This window comes from Neobacillus sp. MER 74 (assembly GCF_023714155.1).
The window spans coordinates 1-22094 of the sequence record NZ_JAMAUV010000030.1; the positions used below are offsets into that span (position 1 = coordinate 1).

Annotated in this window: 22 protein-coding genes, 2 tRNA genes and 1 rRNA gene; 21 read left to right on the top strand and 4 right to left on the bottom strand. The window is 40.8% G+C overall.

The window, feature by feature from the left end:
• Positions 1-10 precede the first annotated feature (10 nt).
• From rrf to tsaD, 7 genes are all read left to right on the top strand, one after another.
• Positions 11-127: ribosomal RNA gene (gene rrf / locus M3610_RS24970) — 5S ribosomal RNA — on the top strand.
• 68 nt (positions 128-195) lie between these two features.
• Positions 196-269: transfer RNA gene (locus M3610_RS24975), tRNA-Met, on the top strand.
• Positions 270-304: 35 nt separating this feature from the next.
• Positions 305-381: transfer RNA gene (locus M3610_RS24980), tRNA-Asp, on the top strand.
• Between the two features lie 186 nt (positions 382-567).
• On the top strand, positions 568-1023 hold the full coding sequence (gene tsaE / locus M3610_RS24985; RefSeq protein ID WP_251463283.1) for a tRNA (adenosine(37)-N6)-threonylcarbamoyltransferase complex ATPase subunit type 1 TsaE: 456 nt from the start codon (positions 568-570) through the stop codon (positions 1021-1023).
• A complete protein-coding gene (gene tsaB / locus M3610_RS24990; RefSeq protein ID WP_098575115.1) occupies positions 1020-1718 on the top strand; it encodes a tRNA (adenosine(37)-N6)-threonylcarbamoyltransferase complex dimerization subunit type 1 TsaB in 699 nt (232 codons plus the stop codon). Before tsaE ends, tsaB begins: the two co-directional genes overlap by 4 nt.
• 21 nt (positions 1719-1739) lie before the next feature.
• Positions 1740-2189: a ribosomal protein S18-alanine N-acetyltransferase gene (gene rimI, locus M3610_RS24995; protein WP_098575114.1), complete on the top strand. Its 450-nt coding sequence runs from the start codon at positions 1740-1742 to the stop codon at positions 2187-2189.
• Positions 2186-3208, top strand: a complete 1023-nt coding sequence (tsaD, locus tag M3610_RS25000; RefSeq protein ID WP_251463284.1) for a tRNA (adenosine(37)-N6)-threonylcarbamoyltransferase complex transferase subunit TsaD — start codon at positions 2186-2188, stop codon at positions 3206-3208. The genes rimI and tsaD overlap by 4 nt, the downstream gene beginning before the upstream one ends.
• A gap of 249 nt (positions 3209-3457) precedes the next feature.
• Here the strand turns inward: tsaD and M3610_RS25005 are convergent, their stop codons facing one another.
• Positions 3458-3652 carry a hypothetical protein gene (locus M3610_RS25005; protein ID WP_251463285.1) on the bottom strand — a complete coding sequence of 65 codons (195 nt, stop codon included), beginning with the start codon at positions 3650-3652 and terminating at the stop codon, positions 3458-3460.
• A gap of 28 nt (positions 3653-3680) precedes the next feature.
• Positions 3681-5600, bottom strand: coding sequence for an ABC transporter ATP-binding protein (locus tag M3610_RS25010; RefSeq protein WP_098575112.1), 1920 nt, complete (start codon positions 5598-5600; stop codon positions 3681-3683).
• A 177-nt stretch (positions 5601-5777) separates the two neighbouring features.
• Here M3610_RS25010 and moaC point away from each other — a divergent pair, with 177 nt between their 5' ends.
• The 11 genes from moaC (at position 5778) to M3610_RS25065 (ending at position 16965) form a co-directional block, all read left to right on the top strand.
• The gene (moaC, locus tag M3610_RS25015; protein WP_098575111.1) at positions 5778-6275 is read left to right on the top strand and encodes a cyclic pyranopterin monophosphate synthase MoaC; all 498 of its coding nucleotides are present in this window, start codon (positions 5778-5780) and stop codon (positions 6273-6275) included.
• A gap of 35 nt (positions 6276-6310) precedes the next feature.
• Positions 6311-6970: a redox-sensing transcriptional repressor Rex gene (locus M3610_RS25020; protein WP_251463286.1), complete on the top strand. Its 660-nt coding sequence runs from the start codon at positions 6311-6313 to the stop codon at positions 6968-6970.
• Between the two features lie 206 nt (positions 6971-7176).
• Complete coding sequence (locus M3610_RS25025; protein WP_251463287.1) at positions 7177-7929, top strand: sulfite exporter TauE/SafE family protein; 753 nt, start codon at positions 7177-7179, stop codon at positions 7927-7929.
• Between the two features lie 135 nt (positions 7930-8064).
• A complete protein-coding gene (gene dcuS / locus M3610_RS25030; RefSeq protein WP_251463288.1) occupies positions 8065-9684 on the top strand; it encodes a DcuS/MalK family sensor histidine kinase in 1620 nt (539 codons plus the stop codon).
• The gene (locus M3610_RS25035; protein WP_098575108.1) at positions 9662-10369 is read left to right on the top strand and encodes a response regulator; all 708 of its coding nucleotides are present in this window, start codon (positions 9662-9664) and stop codon (positions 10367-10369) included. Before dcuS ends, M3610_RS25035 begins: the two co-directional genes overlap by 23 nt.
• 119 nt (positions 10370-10488) lie before the next feature.
• The gene (locus M3610_RS25040; RefSeq protein WP_251463289.1) at positions 10489-11835 is read left to right on the top strand and encodes a 2-hydroxycarboxylate transporter family protein; all 1347 of its coding nucleotides are present in this window, start codon (positions 10489-10491) and stop codon (positions 11833-11835) included.
• 118 nt (positions 11836-11953) lie between these two features.
• A complete protein-coding gene (locus tag M3610_RS25045) occupies positions 11954-13168 on the top strand; it encodes an NAD(P)-dependent malic enzyme (protein WP_251463290.1) in 1215 nt (404 codons plus the stop codon).
• Positions 13169-13347: 179 nt separating this feature from the next.
• The gene (locus tag M3610_RS25050) at positions 13348-13971 is read left to right on the top strand and encodes a YhbD family protein (RefSeq protein WP_251463291.1); all 624 of its coding nucleotides are present in this window, start codon (positions 13348-13350) and stop codon (positions 13969-13971) included.
• A gap of 12 nt (positions 13972-13983) precedes the next feature.
• A complete protein-coding gene (locus tag M3610_RS25055; protein ID WP_251463292.1) occupies positions 13984-14706 on the top strand; it encodes a polymer-forming cytoskeletal protein in 723 nt (240 codons plus the stop codon).
• A 17-nt stretch (positions 14707-14723) separates the two neighbouring features.
• A complete protein-coding gene (locus M3610_RS25060; RefSeq protein WP_251463313.1) occupies positions 14724-15437 on the top strand; it encodes a cytoplasmic protein in 714 nt (237 codons plus the stop codon).
• A 13-nt stretch (positions 15438-15450) separates the two neighbouring features.
• Entirely contained in the window at positions 15451-16965 is a 1515-nt protein-coding gene (locus tag M3610_RS25065; RefSeq protein ID WP_251463293.1) for an MDR family MFS transporter, read from the top strand.
• Between the two features lie 321 nt (positions 16966-17286).
• On the opposite strand, the gene M3610_RS25070 is transcribed toward M3610_RS25065, so the two are convergent.
• Together M3610_RS25070 and M3610_RS25075 are read right to left on the bottom strand one after the other, a co-directional pair.
• Positions 17287-17505: a YdiK family protein gene (locus M3610_RS25070; RefSeq protein WP_251463294.1), complete on the bottom strand. Its 219-nt coding sequence runs from the start codon at positions 17503-17505 to the stop codon at positions 17287-17289.
• Complete coding sequence (locus M3610_RS25075) at positions 17502-18224, bottom strand: CPBP family intramembrane glutamic endopeptidase (RefSeq protein WP_251463295.1); 723 nt, start codon at positions 18222-18224, stop codon at positions 17502-17504. Before M3610_RS25075 ends, M3610_RS25070 begins: the two co-directional genes overlap by 4 nt.
• Positions 18225-18597: 373 nt before the next feature.
• Between M3610_RS25075 and groES the strand changes: the two genes are divergently transcribed.
• From groES to M3610_RS25090, 3 genes are all read left to right on the top strand, one after another.
• Complete coding sequence (gene groES, locus M3610_RS25080; protein ID WP_026565252.1) at positions 18598-18885, top strand: co-chaperone GroES; 288 nt, start codon at positions 18598-18600, stop codon at positions 18883-18885.
• A 107-nt stretch (positions 18886-18992) separates the two neighbouring features.
• Positions 18993-20627, top strand: coding sequence for a chaperonin GroEL (gene groL, locus M3610_RS25085; RefSeq protein WP_098575100.1), 1635 nt, complete (start codon positions 18993-18995; stop codon positions 20625-20627).
• A gap of 302 nt (positions 20628-20929) precedes the next feature.
• Positions 20930-22066, top strand: a complete 1137-nt coding sequence (locus M3610_RS25090; protein ID WP_251463296.1) for an SEC-C metal-binding domain-containing protein — start codon at positions 20930-20932, stop codon at positions 22064-22066.
• Positions 22067-22094 lie beyond the last annotated feature (28 nt).

Here is a 22094-nt window from a genome sequence, read left to right on the forward strand (position 1 = left end):
AACAAAATAGTCTGGCAGCAATGGCGAGAAGGTCACACCCGTTCCCATACCGAACACGGAAGTTAAGCTTCTCAGCGCCGATGGTAGTTGGGACACGCGTCCCTGTGAGAGTAGGACGTTGCCAGGCGGTTTTAAAAAACCATGTATAATTATTTGATTTAGTAATATAATATTATGGTGCACTAATTTAATCGTCGCGGGGTGGAGCAGTCTGGTAGCTCGTCGGGCTCATAACCCGAAGGTCGCAGGTTCAAATCCTGTCCCCGCAATTAAGTTATTTTCAAGCATTGCTTGAAAGTACTCTGGTCCGGTAGTTCAGTTGGTTAGAATGCCTGCCTGTCACGCAGGAGGTCGCGGGTTCGAGTCCCGTCCGGACCGCCATTTATATTGTAAAATGAGTACGAAACAAAGTTTCGTCTTTTTTTATGCCTTTTTTTGCTCAATTGTAAAAAATCAGGTAAACTACATATGAAATAGGCACCTTAGGAGAAATCCTAAGGTTTTTTTGCAGATAAATAAGGTAAAATGAAGATATGTGCTACGATGTTAAAATAAAAAGGTGATCGAATGAAACAATATGAACGTATGACAACGGATTCTGAGGAGACTTCTCAGTTTGCCGAAAGATTGGCTGGACTCTTAAAACCGGGAGATGTCATTGCACTGGAAGGTGATTTAGGTGCAGGAAAAACAACTTTCACAAAGGGGTTGGCTAAAGGCTTAGAAATTAAGAAAACCGTTAATAGCCCGACATTTACCATTATTAAAGAATATAAAGGAAACCTGCCATTATATCATATGGATGTCTACCGGGTGGCAGATGCATTTGAAGACCTGGGGTTTGATGAGTACTTTGAAGGAGATGGAGTAACGGTAGTAGAATGGGCACATTTAATTGGGGAGCAGCTTCCCGAGGAAAGACTGACCATCTACTTGTATCGTGAAGAAGGGGATCAAAGAAGAATGGTTTTCGCCCCGAGAGGAAAAAGATATGAGCAATTATGTAAGGAGATTTTTTCATGACGATATTAGCGATTGATACTTCTAACTATGCCTTAGGAGTAGCGCTTATTGAAGAGAATCAAGTACTTGGAGAATATATAACCAATTTAAAAAAGAACCATTCTGTTCGGATTATGCCTGCTATTCAAACACTGATGAAGGATTGTGAGCGGGTGCCTGCAGATTTAACGAAGATTGTCGTAGCCAAGGGGCCAGGCTCTTATACAGGAGTTAGAATTGGGGTAACTATTGCTAAAACGTTAGCATGGACCCTAAACATTCCACTTGTCGGTATTTCCAGCCTTGAAATTCTAGCATCAGGTGTCAGCCGTTATTTTGATGGCTATGTTTCGCCTCTCTTTGATGCTAGAAGGGGACAAGTATATACGGGATTATACCAAAATCATGGCAGTGAATTCCTAACAGTTAAAGAGGATCGCTTGGTCATGTTAGCCGATTGGGCAGAGTCTCTAAAAGGAGCCGGTAAATCTATATTATTTATCGGAAATGATTTATTACTCCATCAAGCAACAATCGCTGACCATTTGGAATCACAGGCTGTTTTTGCAGCGATCACAGAACATAATCCTCGTCCATCAGAGCTTGCCCTTCTTGGCAAGGATAAACCTGGAGAGGACATACATTCTTTTGTCCCAAATTATATTCGTTTAGCTGAGGCTGAAGCGAAATGGTTAGAAGCGAAAGGAAAAATATGAAATGGATAGGAATAGAGAGTTATGGTAGATTCATTTGTTTTTCGTAATATGAGGGAAGAGGATATTGATCAGATCTTAGAAGTAGAGCATGCATCTTTTACGACCCCATGGAGTCGTGAAGCTTTCTATAATGAATTACACAATAATCGATTTGCTGTTTATATCGTTTTAGAAGAAAATAATAAAATTCTTGGATACTGCGGAGCGTGGATTGTCATTGACGAGGCCCATGTGACGAATGTAGCAATCTTGCCTGAATATAGGGGCCGGAAGCTGGGGGAAGCTATATTGCAAAAAATGATGTCAGTAGCCCGGGAGATGGGAGCAAAGACCATGACACTTGAAGTACGTGTGACCAATCATGTGGCACAGTCTCTTTATCGAAAGCTAGGCTTTCAAAATGGAGGAATCCGTAAAAATTATTATTCAGATAATCAGGAAGATGGTTTAGTGATGTGGGTAAATTTATGATAAAAGATCAATGGATTATGGGAATTGAAACAAGTTGTGATGAAACGGCTGTCGCAATCATTAAAAACGGCCGTGAGATTGTGGCAAATGTTGTGGCATCTCAAATTGAAAGTCATAAACGTTTTGGTGGTGTTGTGCCAGAGATTGCTTCCCGCCACCATGTTGAACAAATCACCATTGTTACCGAGGAAGCCTTAAAGCAAGCTAATATTTCGTTTGCTGAGATTGATGCGATTGCTGTCACAGAGGGCCCTGGGCTGGTCGGTGCCCTTTTAATTGGGGTAAATGCCGCGAAAGCATTAGCTTTTGCTGAGAACAAACCACTCGTTCCTGTTCACCATATTGCCGGCCATATTTATGCAAATCGGCTGGTAACCGAAATGAAATTCCCGCTCCTCGCTCTTGTCGTTTCTGGCGGGCATACAGAACTGGTGTATATGAAGGAACATGGCCATTTTGAAGTGATTGGGGAAACTAGAGATGATGCTGCAGGGGAAGCCTACGATAAGGTAGCCCGCACATTAAATATGCCGTACCCTGGAGGCCCTCATATTGACCGCCTGGCTCAGTCTGGAAATCCGACGATTAACTTACCTCGGGCATGGCTGGAGGAAGGCTCCTATGATTTTAGTTTTAGTGGTTTAAAATCCGCTGTTATTAATACGGTCCATAATGCGGAGCAACGAGGTGAGGTGATCGCCCCTGAAGACCTAGCTGCAAGTTTTCAAGAAAGCGTCATTGAAGTTTTAGTCACAAAAACAGAAAGAGCGGTCACAGAATACGGCGTAGAGCAAGTATTGGTAGCGGGCGGGGTTGCAGCGAATAAAGGACTTAGACAGGCGTTAGAGAAGGTTTTTTCCAAGAAACCTGGGATTGAATTAGTCATCCCGCCATTATCACTATGTACAGATAATGCAGCAATGATCGCTGCTGCTGGAAGTGTGATGTTTGAAAAGGGAATTCGAGCAAATTTGACGTTAAACGCCAATCCTGGATTAGATATTGAATTATATAATTAGAAACTCTTCTGGATAAGAAGAGTTTTTTTGTTGATAAGAATTTTTGAACTTCCATCAAAATAATCTTAAATGTGGATAAGTGGATTGTTTTCTGTGTATAATGTGGATAAGTGGGATAGTTATTGTGGATATTGTGGAAAACTAAAAATATCATTGGGAATACTCTGTTCACAATGTGAATAAGCTTGTGGAAAAGTGAATAATTTTTTTAAAAGGTGTTTATATCGAATGTTGTCGATATATGTCTTATTATAAAGAAGGCTGTGTTAAACTTGTCTGTTGATTTCTGTTCCAGGCACAAGCGGTTCGCGGGCGTGCCCGGGAGCCTCCTCGTCGCTTTGCTCCTGCGGGGTATCCCCTGCCCCGTACTCCCACAGGAGTCTTCGTGCCTGGAACGAAGAGCAACAGAGTGCCAAAATCAACATTAACCTTTAACACAGCCAAAAAGAAAAAACCAAGCACTGCTCGGTTTTTACTCTGCCAATTCCGCCCATGCTTCCATTAGTTGCTCGAGTTCAGCCTTGGCTTTTTCATTTTTTATGTTGATTTCTAATACTCTTTCATGATTTTGAAAGATATCTGGATCACATAACTGCTGTTCGAATTCCTGAATTTGCTCTTCCAGTTCTTCAATTCTTTGTTCCACTTCTTCTAATTTCCGTTTTCGCTGACGTTCTTGTTTCTTGCTTTCCTTATCCTGTTGATAAGTATTTTTCTCAAATGCTTCCATTTGTGCAGACCCTTTTTGAATATCCGCCAGCGCCAGGGCAGCAAGCTCCTCCTGCTCCAATTTCTTCTCTACATAATAATCATAATCCCCTAAATACTCTGTACTGCCATGGCGGCTCAGTTCCAAGACCTTTGTGGCAATTCGGTTAATAAAGTACCTGTCATGGGAGACAAAAAGAATTGTGCCAGGGTAATCGATTAATGCATTCTCAAGAACTTCCTTGCTATCTAAATCCAAATGGTTGGTGGGCTCATCTAAAATTAGAACATTGGCTTTTTCCAACATAAGCTTAGCTAAAGCAAGTCGAGCTTTCTCCCCGCCGCTTAAAGTGGAGACAATTTTTAAGACATCATCACCGGAAAATAAGAAATTACCAAGAACCGTTCGAATCTCTTTTTCGTTTTTTAACGGGTAATCATCCCAGAGTTCATTCAAAACACGCTTATTGGAAGTTAATTCAGCCTGTTCCTGATCGTAATATCCGATGGAAAGGTTTGTTCCATAGAGAATGGTTCCGTCTAGGGCAGGAAGCTTTTTAATAATTGTTTTTAATAAGGTTGATTTACCAATTCCATTTGGGCCAACTAAGGCAATGCTTTCTCCTTTATAGGCACGAAATGAAATGGCTTCTGAGACCTTTTCGCCCTGATAACCGACAGCAAGGGAATCGACCGTTAACACGTCATTGCCGCTTTGTTTTTCAATTTCAAACGAGAAGTTTGCCGATTTTTCATCTCCTAAGGGGCGGTCCATCAGTTCCATCTTCTCTAACTTTTTGCGGCGGCTTTGGGCTCGTTTGGTCGTTGATGCACGTGCCAAATTCCGGTTGATAAAATCCTGAAGATCTGCCACCTCTTGCTGTTGCTTTTCAAAAAGCTTTAAATCACGCTCATAATTGGCCGCTTTTTGATCTAGGTAGGCACTATAGTTGCCTGTGAATCGTTGAATTTGCTTGCGGGACACTTCATATACCTGCGTAACCACCTTATCTAAAAAATAGCGGTCATGGGAAACAATCAAAATGGCCCCGTGATAACTTTGTAAATATTGCTCCAGCCAGGACAGGGTATCAATATCAAGATGGTTGGTCGGCTCGTCCAATATTAAGATATCAGGCTTAGTTAATAGCAGTTTACCAAGGGCAAGACGCGTTTTCTGTCCGCCGCTTAAACTTGATATCATCAAGGATTTATCAGGGAAATTTAACCCATGGAGTACAGAACGGAGCTCTGCCTCGTATTGATATCCACCCTGCTCCTTAAATTTCACTTGAAGATGGTCGTACTCTTTTAGGATTCTCTCGTATCTTCCAGTATCATCAAATACATTAGGATCGGCCATTTGCTCTTCAAGGGCCCGAAGTGACTTTTCCATTAAACGCAGCGGTTCAAATACAGTCAACATCTCGTCCCATATCGACAAAGTGGACTCTAAACCAGTATTTTGGGCTAAATAGCCAATCATTACTTCTTTTGGTTTGATGATTTCACCGCCATCATGTGACAAGTGGCCAGCAATAATCTTCAATAATGTTGATTTTCCTGCCCCGTTGCGACCAACTAGAGCCACACGGTCTCGAGTTTGTAATTCTAATTTAATATTCGATAAAATTAGGTCAGCACCATAATATTTTTGTAGTTGATTAACCTGTAACAAAATCATTCTTTTTCACCTCTATTACATAGGTTTAGTGTACCTTATTCCCCGTATATCGGCAATAAACTGAGGCGCAGATTAGGTGGATGAAGGTGTTAAATCGGCAAAAACCTTGAATTTCGTTCAAAGTTTCACAGACAGATAAGGAAAAATAGTGTATGATTTGAAGGGAGGATTATTTATATGGCAGAATTAACGCATTTTAATGAAGAAGGCCGAGCAAAAATGGTCGATGTCAGTGATAAGCCAGAAACAGCACGGACGGCACTTGCTCATTCCAGTATTACAGTTAGGAAAGAAATTTACGATAGAATTACGAATCACGCGATAAAAAAAGGTGATGTCTTAGCAGTGGCACAGGTAGCTGCGGTCATGGCAGCAAAGAAGACGTGGGATTTGATTCCGATGTGTCATCCGATCCCCTTAACGGGGGTTAATATATCTTTTTCCTGGGAGCAGGACACAGAAGAGAATTATCGCTTAAATATATCGGCAGCCGTTAAAACCAAGGGGAATACAGGTGTAGAAATGGAAGCGTTAACAGCTGCGTCAGCATGCGCTTTAACGGTTTATGATATGTGTAAAGCTGTTGATAAAGGTATGGTGATTGGCCCTACATATCTTGTCGAAAAAACAGGCGGTAAAAATGGTGATTTTAAGAGAAACGAAAAAGTTAAATGATTTTTAACTAAATTATCCATGGGGTGTGGGAGATTATGAGTAATGAAACAATGAAAATACCACAGGCGACAGCCAAACGGCTGCCCCTTTATTACCGATTTCTTAAAAACCTGCATTCTTCCGGTAAGCAAAGGGTTTCATCAGCCGAACTAAGTGAAGCCGTAAAGGTCGACTCAGCCACGATTCGCCGCGATTTTTCTTATTTCGGAGCTTTAGGAAAAAAAGGTTATGGGTATAATGTCAATTATTTGATTTCCTTCTTTCGTAAAACCTTGGACCAGGATGAATTAACAAAGGTTGCTTTAATAGGGGTAGGGAATCTGGGCACAGCATTTTTAAACTATAATTTTTTAAAGAATAATAACACGAAAATAGAATGTGCCTTTGATGTGGATCCAGAAAAAATGGGAACGAAAATTCGCGAGGTCCCGGTTTATCAAATGGATGAATTGGAGAAGGTTTTATCTGAGGGAGGTATATCCGTTGCGATATTAACGGTTCCAGCCCCAGTTGCACAGATGATTACTGATCGACTTGTGAGTGCAAATATAAAGGGAATATTAAACTTTACGCCAGCACGCTTAAATGTTCCCCCGCAAATTAGAGTCCATCATATTGACTTAGCAGTGGAACTGCAATCGCTTGTTTATTTTTTAAAGCATTATCCGACGGTGGAATTAGAGGAAGAAGAATAGTAATTTAGTTAAGAGCTTTTCACAACATTTGTGGAGAGCTCTTTTGTATGCTTCATACCCTGCTTTTTTTAATTACATAATCTATCAAAATACTGAGGGCTGGACTAAGATGTAGGTAGTTTATTTGCAAGCGATTACTATCGGGATTATAGATCACACATTCCCTAGAGTGACATCTAGGGTTTTTGCAATTGGAGGGGATGAAGTTGGCGGTCGTGCTGACTATGTTTGTACTTGGGGTATTATTAGGATTTGTCGGAGCAGGAGGTTCTGGCTTTATTATTGCCATTTTAACAGTGGTTTTTGGAGTTCCCATCCATGTCGCTTTAGGGACATCTTTAGCTGCCATGGTGTTTACTACCTTGTCAGGTGCGTACAGTCATTTTCGACAAGGAAATATTTCGATTAAAACGGGTCTAATTGTCGGAGGCTTTGGGTCGATTGCTTCCTATTTTGGTTCAAAGCTAGCTGGTTTGATTCCCATCCATTCCTTGCATTGGTTAACCGCAGGGATGTTGTTTCTATCCGCTTTGATCTTGGTCGTACGATTGTTTATCGTTCAAAAAATTAAGGCAAACTATAAAAAAGACGAACCGAGCAACCTTCTTCTCATTAAGAAAGCAGCGCTAGTCGGTTTGGTTACCGGGTTGTTGTCTGGGACATTTGGGATTGGTGCTGCACCGTTCATTCAAATCGGACTGCTTTTAATCTTGGGACTTACGCTTAAACAATCTGTGGGTACAACCATGCTTGTTATTCTGCCCATCGCTTTAGCAGGGGGAGCTGGCTATTATTTTCAAGGATACTTGAACTTCCCATTGTTATTTGAAGTGGTGGCAGGAACCATGATTGGTTCTTATGTCGGGGCCAAGTTTACGGACTTTGCACCTCAGCCCGTGTTAAAAAGTGCGATGGTCCTGACCCCTATTTTAGCAGGAGCCATATTACTGATAAGTTAAAGAAAGCTTCCAATGCTGCAAAGTTCTGTCATAGCAAGCTTTGCAGCTTTTTTGCGTTTACTTACCTGAATGATTACATTGTCATCAAGGGATGATCAAGATGGTGCCTGACACCCGGCACAGCTGGAGGGAAATATGAGAAGGGGCAGATGGAGTTTAAAATCAGTAATTATTGTATTCGTTTGTGTAGTGGTTACTTTTTCGCTGTTGATAACGGATTTACTTATAAGTTCCAGAATTGCTTCAGAGACGGAAAAGAATCAGGCGGAGCAAGCAAGAAGTGTAGCTCGCATGGTTGCACATAGTCCGCTTGTGATTGAGGCGATGAGTGGGAAACGCGATGAAAAGGACATTCAAAGCTATGCAAATGAAATGAGGAAAGTTACAAATGTTTACTTTATTGTCGTGATGGATATGAATGCCATTCGAAAATCCCACCCCGACAGTAATAAAATAGGGTTGCCATTCAGGGGTGGAGATGAAGGACCTGTTTTAAAAGGAAGAGAGCATGCGTCAATATCAAAGGGATCGCTGGGACCTTCATTACGCTCTTTTACACCCATTAAGGACGAAAAAGGGAAACAAATCGGGGCAGTGGCCGTTGGGATTTCGCTGGATAATGTGGAAAAGGCCGTCAAAAAGAGCCGAACTGGGATCTATATTGGAACCCTGATCGGTCTATTAATCGGTGTTCTTGGGGCTGTTATTTTAGCTAGATATATCAAAAAAATCTTACTTGGGCTTGAGCCGTTTGCGATCGCAAAATTATTAGAAGAAAGAAGCGCTATGCTTCAATCCGTCAGAGAAGGAATTGTCGCGGTTGATCAAGAGTCAAAGATAACACTTGTCAACCGAGCTGCTTTAAAGATGTTTCACAAGGCAGGACTGCCGGATAATCCGATGGGGGTAAATATAGAAAGGTATTTGTCTACCACGCGCTTAAAAGATCTCTTACAAACGGGTAAAGCTGAATTGGATGAAGAACAGAATTTAAATGGAATGACCATTTTAACTAATCGAGTCCCTGTTATTGTTGGGAATAAGGTCGTAGGGGCCATTGCAACTTTTCGCGATAAAACAGAAATACAAGTACTCGCCGAAGAACTGACTGGAGTGAGAACTTACGCCGATGCACTTCGAGCCCAGGCACACGAATATATGAATAAGCTTCATGTTATTTTAGGGATGGTCCATACAGGGTATTATGAAAAAGTTGTTGAATACATCAATGAAACGGTTAATCATCGCAATAACGAAATTGGCTTTGTGACCAAAAAAATAAAGGACCCTGTATTAGCAGGCTTTTTAATTGGAAAGTTAAGTTATGCAAGGGAATCGGGGACAGAGTTATCAGTTTTGTGTGAACAACCAATTCCTCAACCCGAGGATTCTGATATAACACATGAACTGATTACGATTTTAGGTAATTTAATTGATAATGCGATTATGGCTGTGAGCGGTTGTCCACTCAAAAAAGTAACAGTTTCCCTTGATTATGCAGATGATATTTTAACAATTGAAGTAAAAGATACCGGAAAAGGGATGAGTGAAGAAATACAAAACCAAATTTTCAACAAAGGATTCTCCACAAAAGGCGAAAATAGAGGATTAGGATTGTATCTCGTTTCGCAGGCGGTTAAAAAGTTGGACGGGGATTTAATTCTATCATCAAAGCCTGAAAAAGGGACCGTTTTCGCCGTGTATATACCATATGATGGGGAGGGGGACAGAAATGATCCGAGTGATGATCGTTGATGACGATCCAATGGTGGCTGAATTCAATAAACGCTATCTTGAGCAGGTCCCTGGATTTAAATTGATGGCAATGGCTGCATCTGTAGATGAGGCGATTATGAAATTGGAAAAGCTAGAAATAGATCTTATCTTGCTTGATATATTTATGCCGGGGAAACTAGGTTTAGAGCTGTTAACCTACCTCCGCGAAAATGAGAAAGAGACCGATGTAATTATTATTTCAGCAGCGTCAGACATGGAGCGGATTAAAAAAGCCTTGAGGTACGGAGCTGTAGATTATTTAATTAAACCTTTTGAATTTGACCGATTTAGCAGAGCGTTAGTTGACTATAAGAACCAAACAGAGATTATTCAGACACAACATGTAATTAATCAAGACGTACTGGACCAGCAGATCCTGCACCGAGAGGAAAAGTCTCTTATCGAAGACCTCCCGAAAGGATTGACAAAAGACACCTTAAAACAAATTTGGGAAGCCATTCAGGAATTAAAAAATGCTCCGTTTTCAACAGAGGACGTTGTAAAGGTGGTCGGCATTTCTCGGGTATCGGTTCGTAAGTATTTAAACTTTTTAAAGGAAATCGGAATTCTTGATGTGAAGGTAATTTACGGTACCGTCGGCAGACCTGTATACCAGCATGAATATAATCAAATGAAAGAACATCTAATCAAAGCCTTTTTGTAAGCAGCCGAAAACTGCTTACTTTTTTTATTTACAAAAATCTTATTAAATTTACATAAACTATGAAAGCGTTTCAATCGGGAATATGATAGAGACATAAATTTAATAGGGGGATGGAATTTATGGAACCAGTTAGAAAATTGCAACCGCTTACGGTTGTTTCAGGGGAAAAGGAAGAAAAGAAAGGTTTTTTAGGTAAAATTGGCAGTATGAAGATAGGGGTTATTCCACTGCCGCTTTATATCGTTATCGCAGCTGTTGTCTACTTTTCAGCTGTCTATAAATTGCTTCCAGCTGACATGATTGGCGGCTTTGCCATCATTATTGTTATGGGGATTTTACTTGGTGACCTTGGTATGAAGATTCCGGTCTTGAAGGATATTGGCGGTCCGGCAATTCTAGCACTGTTGGTCCCATCTATATTAGTCTATTTTAGTGTGATTAACACAACTGGAATGAATGCGGTTACGCAATTAATGAAAACATCAAATTTCCTTTATCTATATATCTCTGTTTTAGTAGTCGGAAGTATTCTTGGGATGAATCGGAGAGTCTTAATTCAAGGTTTCACACGAATGTTTATCCCGCTTATTTTTGGAACCATTGCTTCTGTTATCGTAGGGGTTCTTGTTGGATTGCTTTTTGGTTATGACATGAAACACACCTTATTCTATATTGTGGTTCCCATTATTGGTGGAGGAATCGGAGAAGGGATTTTACCCCTTTCATTAGGCTACGCGGAGGTTCTCGGAAAATCCTCAGAAACATTTGTAGGGCAATTAATCCCAGCTGCGGTTATTGGAAATATTGTTGCGATCGTTTGTGCAGGTATTTTATCGCGGTTAGGTGAGAAAAAGAAGCATCTTACGGGTAATGGCGTAATAGTGAAAACAAAAGGCGGCGACGGAATCACAGAAGCCGCAACGATTGATAAGCCGGTTGATTTCCCACTTATGGGTGCAGGATTGTTAATAGCATGTAGTTTCTTTATCTTAGGTGGACTTGGAAATAAATTTCTTGGAATTCCTGGACCAGTGTTAATGATTATTGCAGCAGCAGTAGTAAAAAGTATTAAGGTAATGCCAGCTAAAATGGAACAAGGTGCGTATCACTTATATAAATTTGTATCATCAAGTTTAACATGGCCATTAATGGTTGGTTTAGGGATGCTTTATATTCCGCTTAAGGATGTAGTTAAGATCGTAACACCTGGATATGCGGTTGTTTGTGCTTCTGTTGTAGTCGCAATGATTACTACGGGTTACTTTGTAGGAAAATTGATGAAGATGTATCCTGTTGACTCAGCAATTGTTACAGGCTGTCATAGTGGTTTAGGAGGTACGGGGGATGTCGCGATTCTTTCGGCATCTAATCGGATGTCATTAATGCCATTTGCCCAAGTTTCCACAAGAATTGGCGGCGCATCCACCGTTATATTGGCAATTCTTTTACTGAAATTATTAAGTTAGTAATTCCTCAAAAGGGCTGTGACTATCTGTCACGGCTCGACTTTTTAAATAATAGATTTGATTTTCGTCACCCAGATTAACATCTTGACTTAGGTTAGAGCAAAAGGAGAAGGTTGGAATGAATGAAAGAATGATCAAAGAAGAGGCCGTGCTGCTTCACAAAAAACTTGCCGGGAAAATTAGTATCGTCAGTAAGGTAGAAGTTAACAATGCAGATGATTTAAGTTTAGCCTATACACCAGGTGTAGCGGAACCATGTAAGATTATTGCCAAAAATAGTGAGGCTTCTTTTGAGCATACAGGTCGTGGCAATTTAGTAGCTGTTGTCACAGATGGAACAGCGGTCTTAGGGTTAGGAGATATTGGTCCCGAAGCAGCAATGCCGGTAATGGAGGGGAAGGCAGTTTTATTTAAACAATTCGCAGGGATTGATGCTTATCCGCTCTGCTTGGGAACAAAAAATGTCGATGAAATAGTCAATATCATCAAAGCATTAGAGCCAACGTTCGGCGGAATCAATTTGGAGGATATTGCTGCTCCAAGATGTTTTGAAATTGAAGAACGCTTAAAAAAGGAATTAAACATTCCTGTGTTTCATGATGACCAGCATGGGACAGCGATTGTCGTACTGGCGGGCCTTTTAAATGCACTTAGAATTGTTAAGAAAAGTATCTATAGGGTAAAGGTAGTTATCAATGGCGCAGGTTCTGCTGGGATTGCGATTGCCAAGCTTTTATTAACTGCCGGCTTTAAGGATATTACGTTAGTAAGCTTGGAAGGCATTGTTTGCCCAGGTGAAATGTGGATGAACGATCGGCAGGCAGAAATAGCAGAGAAAACAAACCTGCGCAGGATACAGGGCACCTTACAAGATGCTATTAAAGATACGGATGTTTTTATCGGAGTCTCAGGGCCAAAGGCTTTAACTGGGGAAATGGTCGGAACAATGAATAAAGATTCAATCGTTTTTGCAATGGCAAACCCGGTACCAGAAATCTATCCTGAGGAGGCTATAGCAGCCGGTGCAGCAGTAGTTGGAACAGGCCGTTCTGATTATCCTAATCAGGTAAATAATGTACTCGCTTTTCCAGGGATCTTCCGCGGAGCTCTTGATGTAAGGGCGACCGATATCACAGAGGAGATGAAGCTTGCCGCCGCCTACGCCATTTCAAGACTTGTATCGGATGAAGAACTTTCACCGCAGTATATTATTCCAAACGCCTTGGATTCACGTGTAGGGGAAAGAGTTGCCGCCGCCGTTTCGAACGCAGCCATTGAAGAGGGAGTAGCTAGAAAAGGAACAAGTAGCAAAAAACTAGTAGAAATCATTTAGAAATCCAATTCAACCCATTGGCGGTGTTAGAAGAGAATAAGTTTCATAAGGTCTTTCACGGTAATCAACGTGAAGGGCTTTTTTTTGGTGAAAATAATTAGGACAGCCTAATATTTACATTTGCACTTTACAAGCGTAACAGTGTTATGTTACATTGTTTGTGGAAAGGGGTTTTTAGTATGAGTGAGGAGTTAATCTCAAAGAAAGACCTATTAGAATTAGCAGGAATATCCTATGGACAGCTATATAGATGGAAACGAAAGGACTTAATCCCGGAAGAATGGTTTGTGCGCAAGTCTACGTTTACAGGTCAAGAAACATTTTTTCCTAAGGAGAAGATCCTTGAAAGAATCGAAAAAATCCAAACAATGAAGGAAAACTTATCCTTAGATGAACTAGCAGATATGTTCTCACCTAATGTAGCAAACTTAAATTATAACAAGGATGAATTAATAAAACGTAACATTGTTTCGACAGCGGTTGTCGATTTTTACTTAGAACAGGAAAACGGTAGTTTGGAATTTAATTTTACAAGGATGCTGGAAGTGTTTGTTTTAGACAAATTGCTTCAATCGGGAGAAATAAACCTAGAGGAAGGGAAAATGGTCTTGCAGGTGTTAAAGGACCATACAGCATTAATGAAGCAAAAAAGCTGTGAGTTAGTGATTACCCGAAAGTTGGGAATGTCATCATGTCTATTACTCGTAAATGCAGAAGAATTTCACTTTGAACGTGGTACGAAGGTAGTCACTGTCCTTTCACTGATGAAGTGCATGGAAGAGATTAAAGCGAAATTATTATAAAGGAGACTGACGATGGATACGAAAAGCAGAGGAGACTTGGTGATTAATGGCTTCGGTGCGTCCAACGGGGGGCAGTTCCGCATAGTTACATTAAATGGCAGAGGGACGATTAACAGCGATTTAGAATGTCTGGAACTTGATTGCAATGGTTCAGGTATCCTGAATGGAAATGTCATTTCTGAGAAAGTAAAGGTGAACGGGAATGGGAGGTTCAAAGGGAATCTTGAGGCACAGAACCTATCGATTGATGGATCAGCACGAATCGACAAAAACCTATCGGTGGAAAAATTAAAAGTGAATGGTAAAAGCACCGTTGGCGGCAGGGTTAAATGTGAGGAAATCAAAATCCATGGCACCTTTACGGCCGGGGAGGACTGTGAAGCGGAAATTTTTAAAGCAGAATCGCAGTTTACGATTGGCGGGCTTCTAAATGCTGACCATATCGACATAAAGATGTTTGGAGAATGTAAAGCAAATGAAATTGGCGGGCAAACGATCACAGTAAAGCAGAAAGGATCATCCTTAGTCGGTCATTTACTTAAGACCTTTTATAAACCACAGCTGGAAGTGGAATTAATCGAAGGGGACAAAATTGAACTCGAAAATACTACTGCCAAAGTCGTCCGTGGAAACCAGGTATCGATTGGTCCCAATTGTCAGATTGGTCTCGTTGAATATACAGAGGAATTTTCGATGGATAAAAAGGCCGTGGTTACTGAAAACAGACGGGTTTAATAGGAGGGAAAAGAGTGATGATGGAAAAGAACGGAAATCTTATTATTAATGGATCGGGAAGCTACCCTGGCGGCCGTTACGATAAAATCAGTATCCGCGGCGAAGGGACCATTATGACTGATGTGGAATGTTCGGCTTTCAATGTATATGGCACAAGTGAAGCTGCTGAAAATGTCAAAACAGGCTCGGTAAAAGTTTTTGGCGAAGCAGAGGTCAAAAGGAATATGAAAGCCGAGGATACACTAGTGATGGGGACGATGCTGGTCGGCGGCAATGCTCACATGAAAAAAATCAAGATTTTAGGATTGCTGGAAGTCGGCGAAGGTCTTACGGGAGATGAGGCAAACATTAAAGGTAGTATTGCGGTGAATGGTGATGTGGAGTATGAGACGTTTGACTCGAGCGGCGGTTTTGAGATTAAAGGCTTACTAACGGCGGATACCATTAAGGTGGGTCTTCGTTTCGGGCAAAGCAGTGCCGAGGAAATCGGCGGAGGGAAAATCACGGTGAAAAAAAGGAGTAACACACTGCTGCCCTTTGGTAAGGAGATCGGGTCCCTTAGTGCGAAAGTTATTGAAGGGGATGACATTTATCTTGAAAATACAAAAGCCGATATTGTCCGCGGGAACAAAGTGAAAATTGGCCCTGGCTGCCAAATCGGAGTGGTGGAATACAGGGACGATTTCACACATGATTCAAAGGCAACGGTAAAAATGACGACAAAGATATAAGGGAGAAATGTGAATGGTGACGAAGGAAAGTAAGTTAGGACTAGTGGTTGCGGGGCTATTGCTAGGTATTTTGATGGCCTCGATGGATAATACGATTGTCGTTACAGCGATGGGAACAATTGTAGGCGATCTAGGCGGACTAGAAAGCTTTGTCTGGGTTGTTTCCGCCTATATGGTCGCTGAGATGGCGGGGATGCCGATTTTCGGTAAATTATCGGATATGTATGGGCGAAAAAGATTCTTTATTTTTGGATTGATCTTGTTTATGGCAGGTTCTGCATTGTGTGGAACAGCTGAAACGATCACGCAATTAAGCATTTATCGGGCGATCCAGGGAATTGGCGGCGGAGCGTTGGTACCGATTGCCTTTACGATTATGTTTGACCTGTTTCCTCCTGAAAAGCGTGGAAAAATGGGTGGACTGTTCGGAGCGGTTTTTGGCTTATCGAGTATTTTTGGGCCATTGCTTGGGGCGTATATCACAGACTATATCAGCTGGCATTGGATTTTTTATATTAACATGCCTCTAGGGATTCTTTCGCTGATTTTTATTACCATTGCCTATAAGGAATCCCCCATTCACAAAAAGCAAATTATTGATTGGTCGGGAGCCGTTACCTTGGTTGGAGCAGTTGTTTGTTTAATGTTTGCGCTTGAACTTGGGGGACAAAAATATGAATGGGATTCTACGGTGATCATGAGTTTGTTTGGTGGATTCGGGCTTCTGTTTTTGATCTTTTTATATGTGGAGACGAAAGCGAAGGATCCGATTATATCCTTTTCGATGTTTAGGAACCGCTTGTTTGCAGGCAGTACGATTGTTGGCTTATTTTATGGTGCGGCATTCATGGCTGCTACGGTGTACATCCCGATCTTTGTGCAAGGGGTGTATGGCGGAACAGCCACTAATTCAGGGTTAATTTTATTGCCAATGATGCTTGGTTCGGTCGTTACTGCACAAGCAGGCGGCTTCTTAACGACAAAGATGAGTTACAGAAACATTATGTTTATATCCGGAGTAATATTGATTGGCGGCTTATTGTTGTTGAGCACAATTTCACCGGATACAAAGAGAGCCGTGTTGACGCTGTACATGATAATTATTGGTTTGGGGGTCGGCTTCTCTTTTTCGGTGTTGAGTATGGCTGCGATTCATCCGTTTGGAATGGAACAAAGGGGCTCTGCCACCTCGACAAGTAACTTTATCCGTTCCTTAGGAATGACGATTGGGATCACCGTTTTTGGTACGATTCAACGAAGTGACCTTAAAGAAGGGTTGGAAAATGCTTTTGCGGGAATGGGGCAGATGCCTAAGGGGCAAAGTTTCGGGGATTCACGTGCCTTATTATCGGAGGAAGCAAGAAAATTAATTCCCGCACCAATTCTCGATAAAATCACGGAGGCGCTCTCAAGTTCGATCGTCCACACATTCACATGGGCACTCGTCCCAGCCGGCCTTGCTTTCCTATTTATCTTTATCCTTGGGAAAGAGCGGATGGTCATCAATAAGGAACAAGTGTCGAAATAATTGTTTGAAAAAGTAACTGATTCAAAATTAGGTGAAAAAAGCCTATTTGAGTCAGTTTTTTCGTAATAAACATACTATTTGGGGTTTGAGACTAAGTTATGAGCATTGGTCCTGGATAGTAGTAAAGTTTTTGCCTGTTCTTTTATGGGGTTTTCATGTTGTCATTGGTTCTATCGGCGAATTTACTTGTCTAATCAGCGAATATGAGGGTTTAATCGGCGAATTTGGACTTCCAATCAGCGAATTTCAGTTTCCAATCAGCGAATTGTAAAAAGGTGTTAGGCACCATGTGAAAAAAGAATTCACATGGTGCCTGACACCTTAGTTTTTTCTCTGCTTCTTTTTCTTTAACTGATCTTTGTATTTGATGTGAAAGATGACCATTTTTAGGCCTGAGCCAAAGTCAAAGGTGGCTAATAAAATGAGGATGTAGCTGAAAAACCCCCAGCCGTTACTTTGTACATCATCAATGGCGAAGTAAGTAAATAAGCCGCCAAGGAGAAAGTAAATCAATCCTGAAAACAAGGGTGAACGTCTCATAGAAATCCTCCGATAAAGTTTTGAACGGCCTCCGCTTGTCTTTGCAGTCGTTCAATATCGTCTTTAAATATAGATTGAACCAAGACAACCATGGTATTCATCGCAACATGGGCAAATATTGGCACGAAAATGGATTTAGTAATAACATAAAGAAATGCAAACGTAAAGCCCATGGCCGAATAAAGCAAAATGTGCTGAAATTCCATATGTGCTGCAGCAAAAATGACCGAACTAATGAGTGCAGAGATAAAAAAGTTATATCGATTGTGAAGCGATCCGAAAATGATTTTACGAAAAACAATTTCTTCTAAGATGGGGCCAATGATACTGGTAACAATGATCGCCAATGGAAAGGCCTCGATAATCTTTAGAATATCTTTTGTATTTTCAGAGCCCATTTCCACCCCTAATAGGTTCTCAATGAATGCCGCAACGTATTGGGAAAATAGGGCAAGGAAAATGCCGGCAATGGCCCATACCACCGAAATACCGAATGAACCACCATTCTTTCTATAGTTGCGATCGTTCATTTCCTTTCGAAGCATAAAAACAATAATTAATAAGGCAATCGTAAAACTTGCGAGGAGCCATGACGGAACCGCAAGGCTTTGGTTAATCCCCAAGTATTTAAAGCCATACAAAAAGAGTGGTACACCGATTAAACTTGAAAATTGCATTGCGATGTAAACAACTAAGATTATCCAATATTCTCGTTTCAAATATCTAGTCCCCTTTAGATTCCATTTTAATAATTTTGCCGATTAGGTTATTTATAATCCTTCATTTTCAAAGATGCCAAATCGCTCATACCTTAATCTATACTATTCTTAATTTTACTCTTAAAACCAGGATTGTTTCAATTTAGAAATACTTTTAAAAAATAGGTATAGAATATCGTGTTTTTCCCATACTTTATAAGGTTGTCTGAAGGAATCATTAAACGCTTCCGCTTTTCTATTTTTTTTGTAAAATTTTATGCTTCACACTTGCAAAAGATTTTGAGATTCATTATTATAATAATTGTGTTAGCACTCATTAAACGAGAGTGCTAATAAGTCAGAATTACATATATCTTTGAGGAGGTTGTTTGATTTGTTAAGACCATTAGGTGATCGTATTATCATTGAGCTTGTTGAATCAGAAGAAAAAACTGCAAGCGGGATCGTATTACCGGATTCAGCGAAAGAAAAGCCTCAAGAAGGAAAAGTTGTTGCCGTTGGTACTGGCCGCGTACTTGAAAGCGGAGAGCGTGTAGCACTTGAAGTTTCTGTAGGTGATCGTATCATCTTCTCAAAATACGGCGGTACAGAAGTTAAATATCAAGGTACTGAATACTTAATCCTGCGCGAATCTGATATTCTTGCAGTCGTTGGCGCTTAATTAGAAAAAGTGCAGCGTCCTTAAATTACTAGTACGAGGGCGCTCGAGCCTGACAAATAGATAAGTTTACCATAAACAGTTAAACAATATGAGGAGGTTTTTAAACAATGGCTAAAGAGATTATGTTTAGTGAAGATGCACGCCGCAAAATGCTAAGTGGTGTTGATGCCCTTGCAAATGCAGTAAAAGTTACTCTTGGACCTAAAGGACGCAACGTGGTTCTTGAGAAAAAATTTGGTTCACCATTAATCACAAATGACGGTGTAACGATTGCAAAAGAAATCGAATTAGAAGATGCATTCGAAAACATGGGTGCAAAACTTGTTGCTGAAGTAGCAAGCAAAACTAACGATGTTGCTGGTGACGGTACAACAACTGCAACTGTTCTAGCTCAAGCGATGATTCGTGAAGGCTTAAAGAACGTAACGGCTGGTGCGAACCCAATGGGTATCCGTAAAGGGATCGAAAAAGCTGTTGCAACTGCTGTACAAGAATTAAAAGCAATTTCTAAACCAATCGAAAACAAAGAGTCAATCGCACAAGTTGCTGCTATCTCTGCTGCTGACGAAGAAGTTGGCCAATTAATTGCTGAAGCAATGGAGCGCGTTGGCAACGATGGCGTTATCACAATTGAAGAATCTAAAGGTTTCACAACTGAATTAGATGTAGTAGAAGGTATGCAATTTGACCGTGGTTACACTTCTGCTTACATGGTAACTAATACAGACAAAATGGAAGCTGTTTTAGAAAATCCATATATTTTAATCACTGATAAGAAGATTTCTAGCATTCAAGAAATCCTTCCAGTTCTTGAGCAAGTTGTTCAACAAGGCAAGCCATTATTGTTAGTTGCTGAAGATGTTGAAGGTGAAGCACTTTCTACTTTAGTAGTGAACAAACTTCGCGGAACATTCAATGCGGTTGCTGTTAAAGCTCCTGGCTTTGGTGATCGTCGTAAAGCAATGCTTGAAGATATCGCTGCATTAACTGGCGGGGAAGTTATTACTGAAGAATTAGGCCGTGAACTTAAAACTACTCAAATCAGCTCTTTAGGCCGTGCAGCTAAAGTTGTTGTTACAAAAGAAAATACAACAATCGTTGAAGGCGCAGGAGATTCTGCTGAAATCGCAGCTCGTGTGAACCAAATCCGTGTTCAATTAGAAGAAACTACTTCTGAATTTGACCGTGAAAAATTACAAGAGCGTTTAGCTAAATTAGCTGGCGGTGTAGCAGTAATCAAAGTTGGTGCTGCAACTGAAACTGAATTAAAAGAGCGCAAACTTCGTATCGAAGATGCTTTAAACTCAACTCGTGCTGCAGTTGAAGAAGGTATCGTATCCGGTGGTGGTGTAGCCCTTCTTAACGTATACAGCAAAGTAGCTGAAATCCAAGCTGAAGGCGACGTAGCAACTGGTATCAACATCGTATTACGTGCGATGGAAGAGCCTGTCCGCACAATCGCTCACAACGCTGGCCTTGAAGGATCTGTTATCGTTGACCGCTTAAAGCGCGAAGAAATCGGCACTGGTTTCAACGCTGCAAACGGCGAATGGGTAAACATGATTCAAGCTGGTATCGTTGACCCAACTAAAGTAACTCGTTCTGCATTACAAAATGCTGCATCTGTAGCAGCTATGTTCTTAACAACTGAAGCAGTTGTTGCTGACAAACCAGAACCAGCTGGCCAAGGCATGGGTATGCCTGACATGGGCGGCATGGGCGGAATGGGCGGCATGATGTAATAAACGCCCTCAAACCCTTGATATATAAGGGCTTTATGTAAGATGAGAGTGGAATGTTAACAAATTATAGAGGCTTCTCATAAGTTGAGCCAACTTATGGGAAGCTTCTTTTTTATATATGAAAGTTTAGTTGGAGGAATAAGAAAGTTCCTTTTAGAGTAGTCGGCCCGTTTAAAGTGTTCATATTAAGCACATGCGTGATAAAATGAAAAAATAAATATGCGATGAAAAAGATGGCTAGTAAGGAGTTGCCGTGGCTTTTGATATTGTCAGAGGTGGACGCAATGTGAAAGGGGTAAAGTATGGAGGTAAATAAAAACAAGAATCAAAAGAATAAAATAATAGGAATAGCTTCATTAAAGGAAGCGCTATCCGCATTAAAAGTCGCAGATCTTCAAGACATCCGGAAAAAGCTGCAAATTAAAAATATAAGCTCGATGAAAAAGGCGGAGTTAATTCAATCTTTGGCAGAGGCAATCCCTGTTCTTTTCAGAAATATTATCAGTCAGTTCGATGAGCGACGATTATTTTTAATAAAAAATATCATTGCCAATAATGGAGTTATGAGCGCAAACAATCTAGAAATCGAGGAGATGGAGTATCTCCATAAAACTGGTTTTATGTTTACTAGTTTTCAAAATGGTAATCCAATCGTCATGATCCCTTTGGAATTATTGCCTTCTCTAGTGAAAATTATTCAAGACGAAACGATACTTACAGATGTTAAGCGGAATACGGAATGGATAAAGATTACCCGCGGATTACTCTATTATTTTGGAACGGTGCCGCATGACGAGTTAGTGCATTTAGTTGAGAACTACACGCCTATTCACCCAGATTACCTTGCCTTCAATCAGGTTATATTTCATGCGATGGAATACTATCAAGAAATATACATTAACAGGTATGGCTATTCTTACTGGGAAGTGCTAGACCCTTTAGTTATTTTAGAGGAGCAGGCATCTAGAAAGAATATTGATTACTATCCATTCTCGAAGAAACAGCTCCTTGAAGCAGGTGAAACGGACTATGTGGAGTGTCCAAAGGGTTATTCTCAACTTTTATCTCTATTTACGAAAGAGTATCGGATGTCAAAACAAGAGGCGAAGGAGTTTGTTGAGGACTGTATTATGCATGCAAAATTAGGCAATCAACCTAGTCAGCTTCTTCAATATTTACAGACTCAACTGACATTCGAAAGCTTAGAAGGAGTGCAAAGACTGATGGATGCCGTTGTTCTTCTTATGAATAATACGAGGGAATGGTATTTAAAGGGATATACATCGGAAGAGCTATTCGCGCAGGAAAAGAAGGCATTACCGCCTTTGCCCAATAAAAAAGGAGAGGTCATTAGTCTCCAAACCCGTCAAAAGGTGGGGAGAAACGATCTTTGCCCATGTGGGAGCGGGAGGAAATTTAAGAAATGTTGTGGGAGTTGAAAATCTGAACAGTGATAAAAAATGTTAA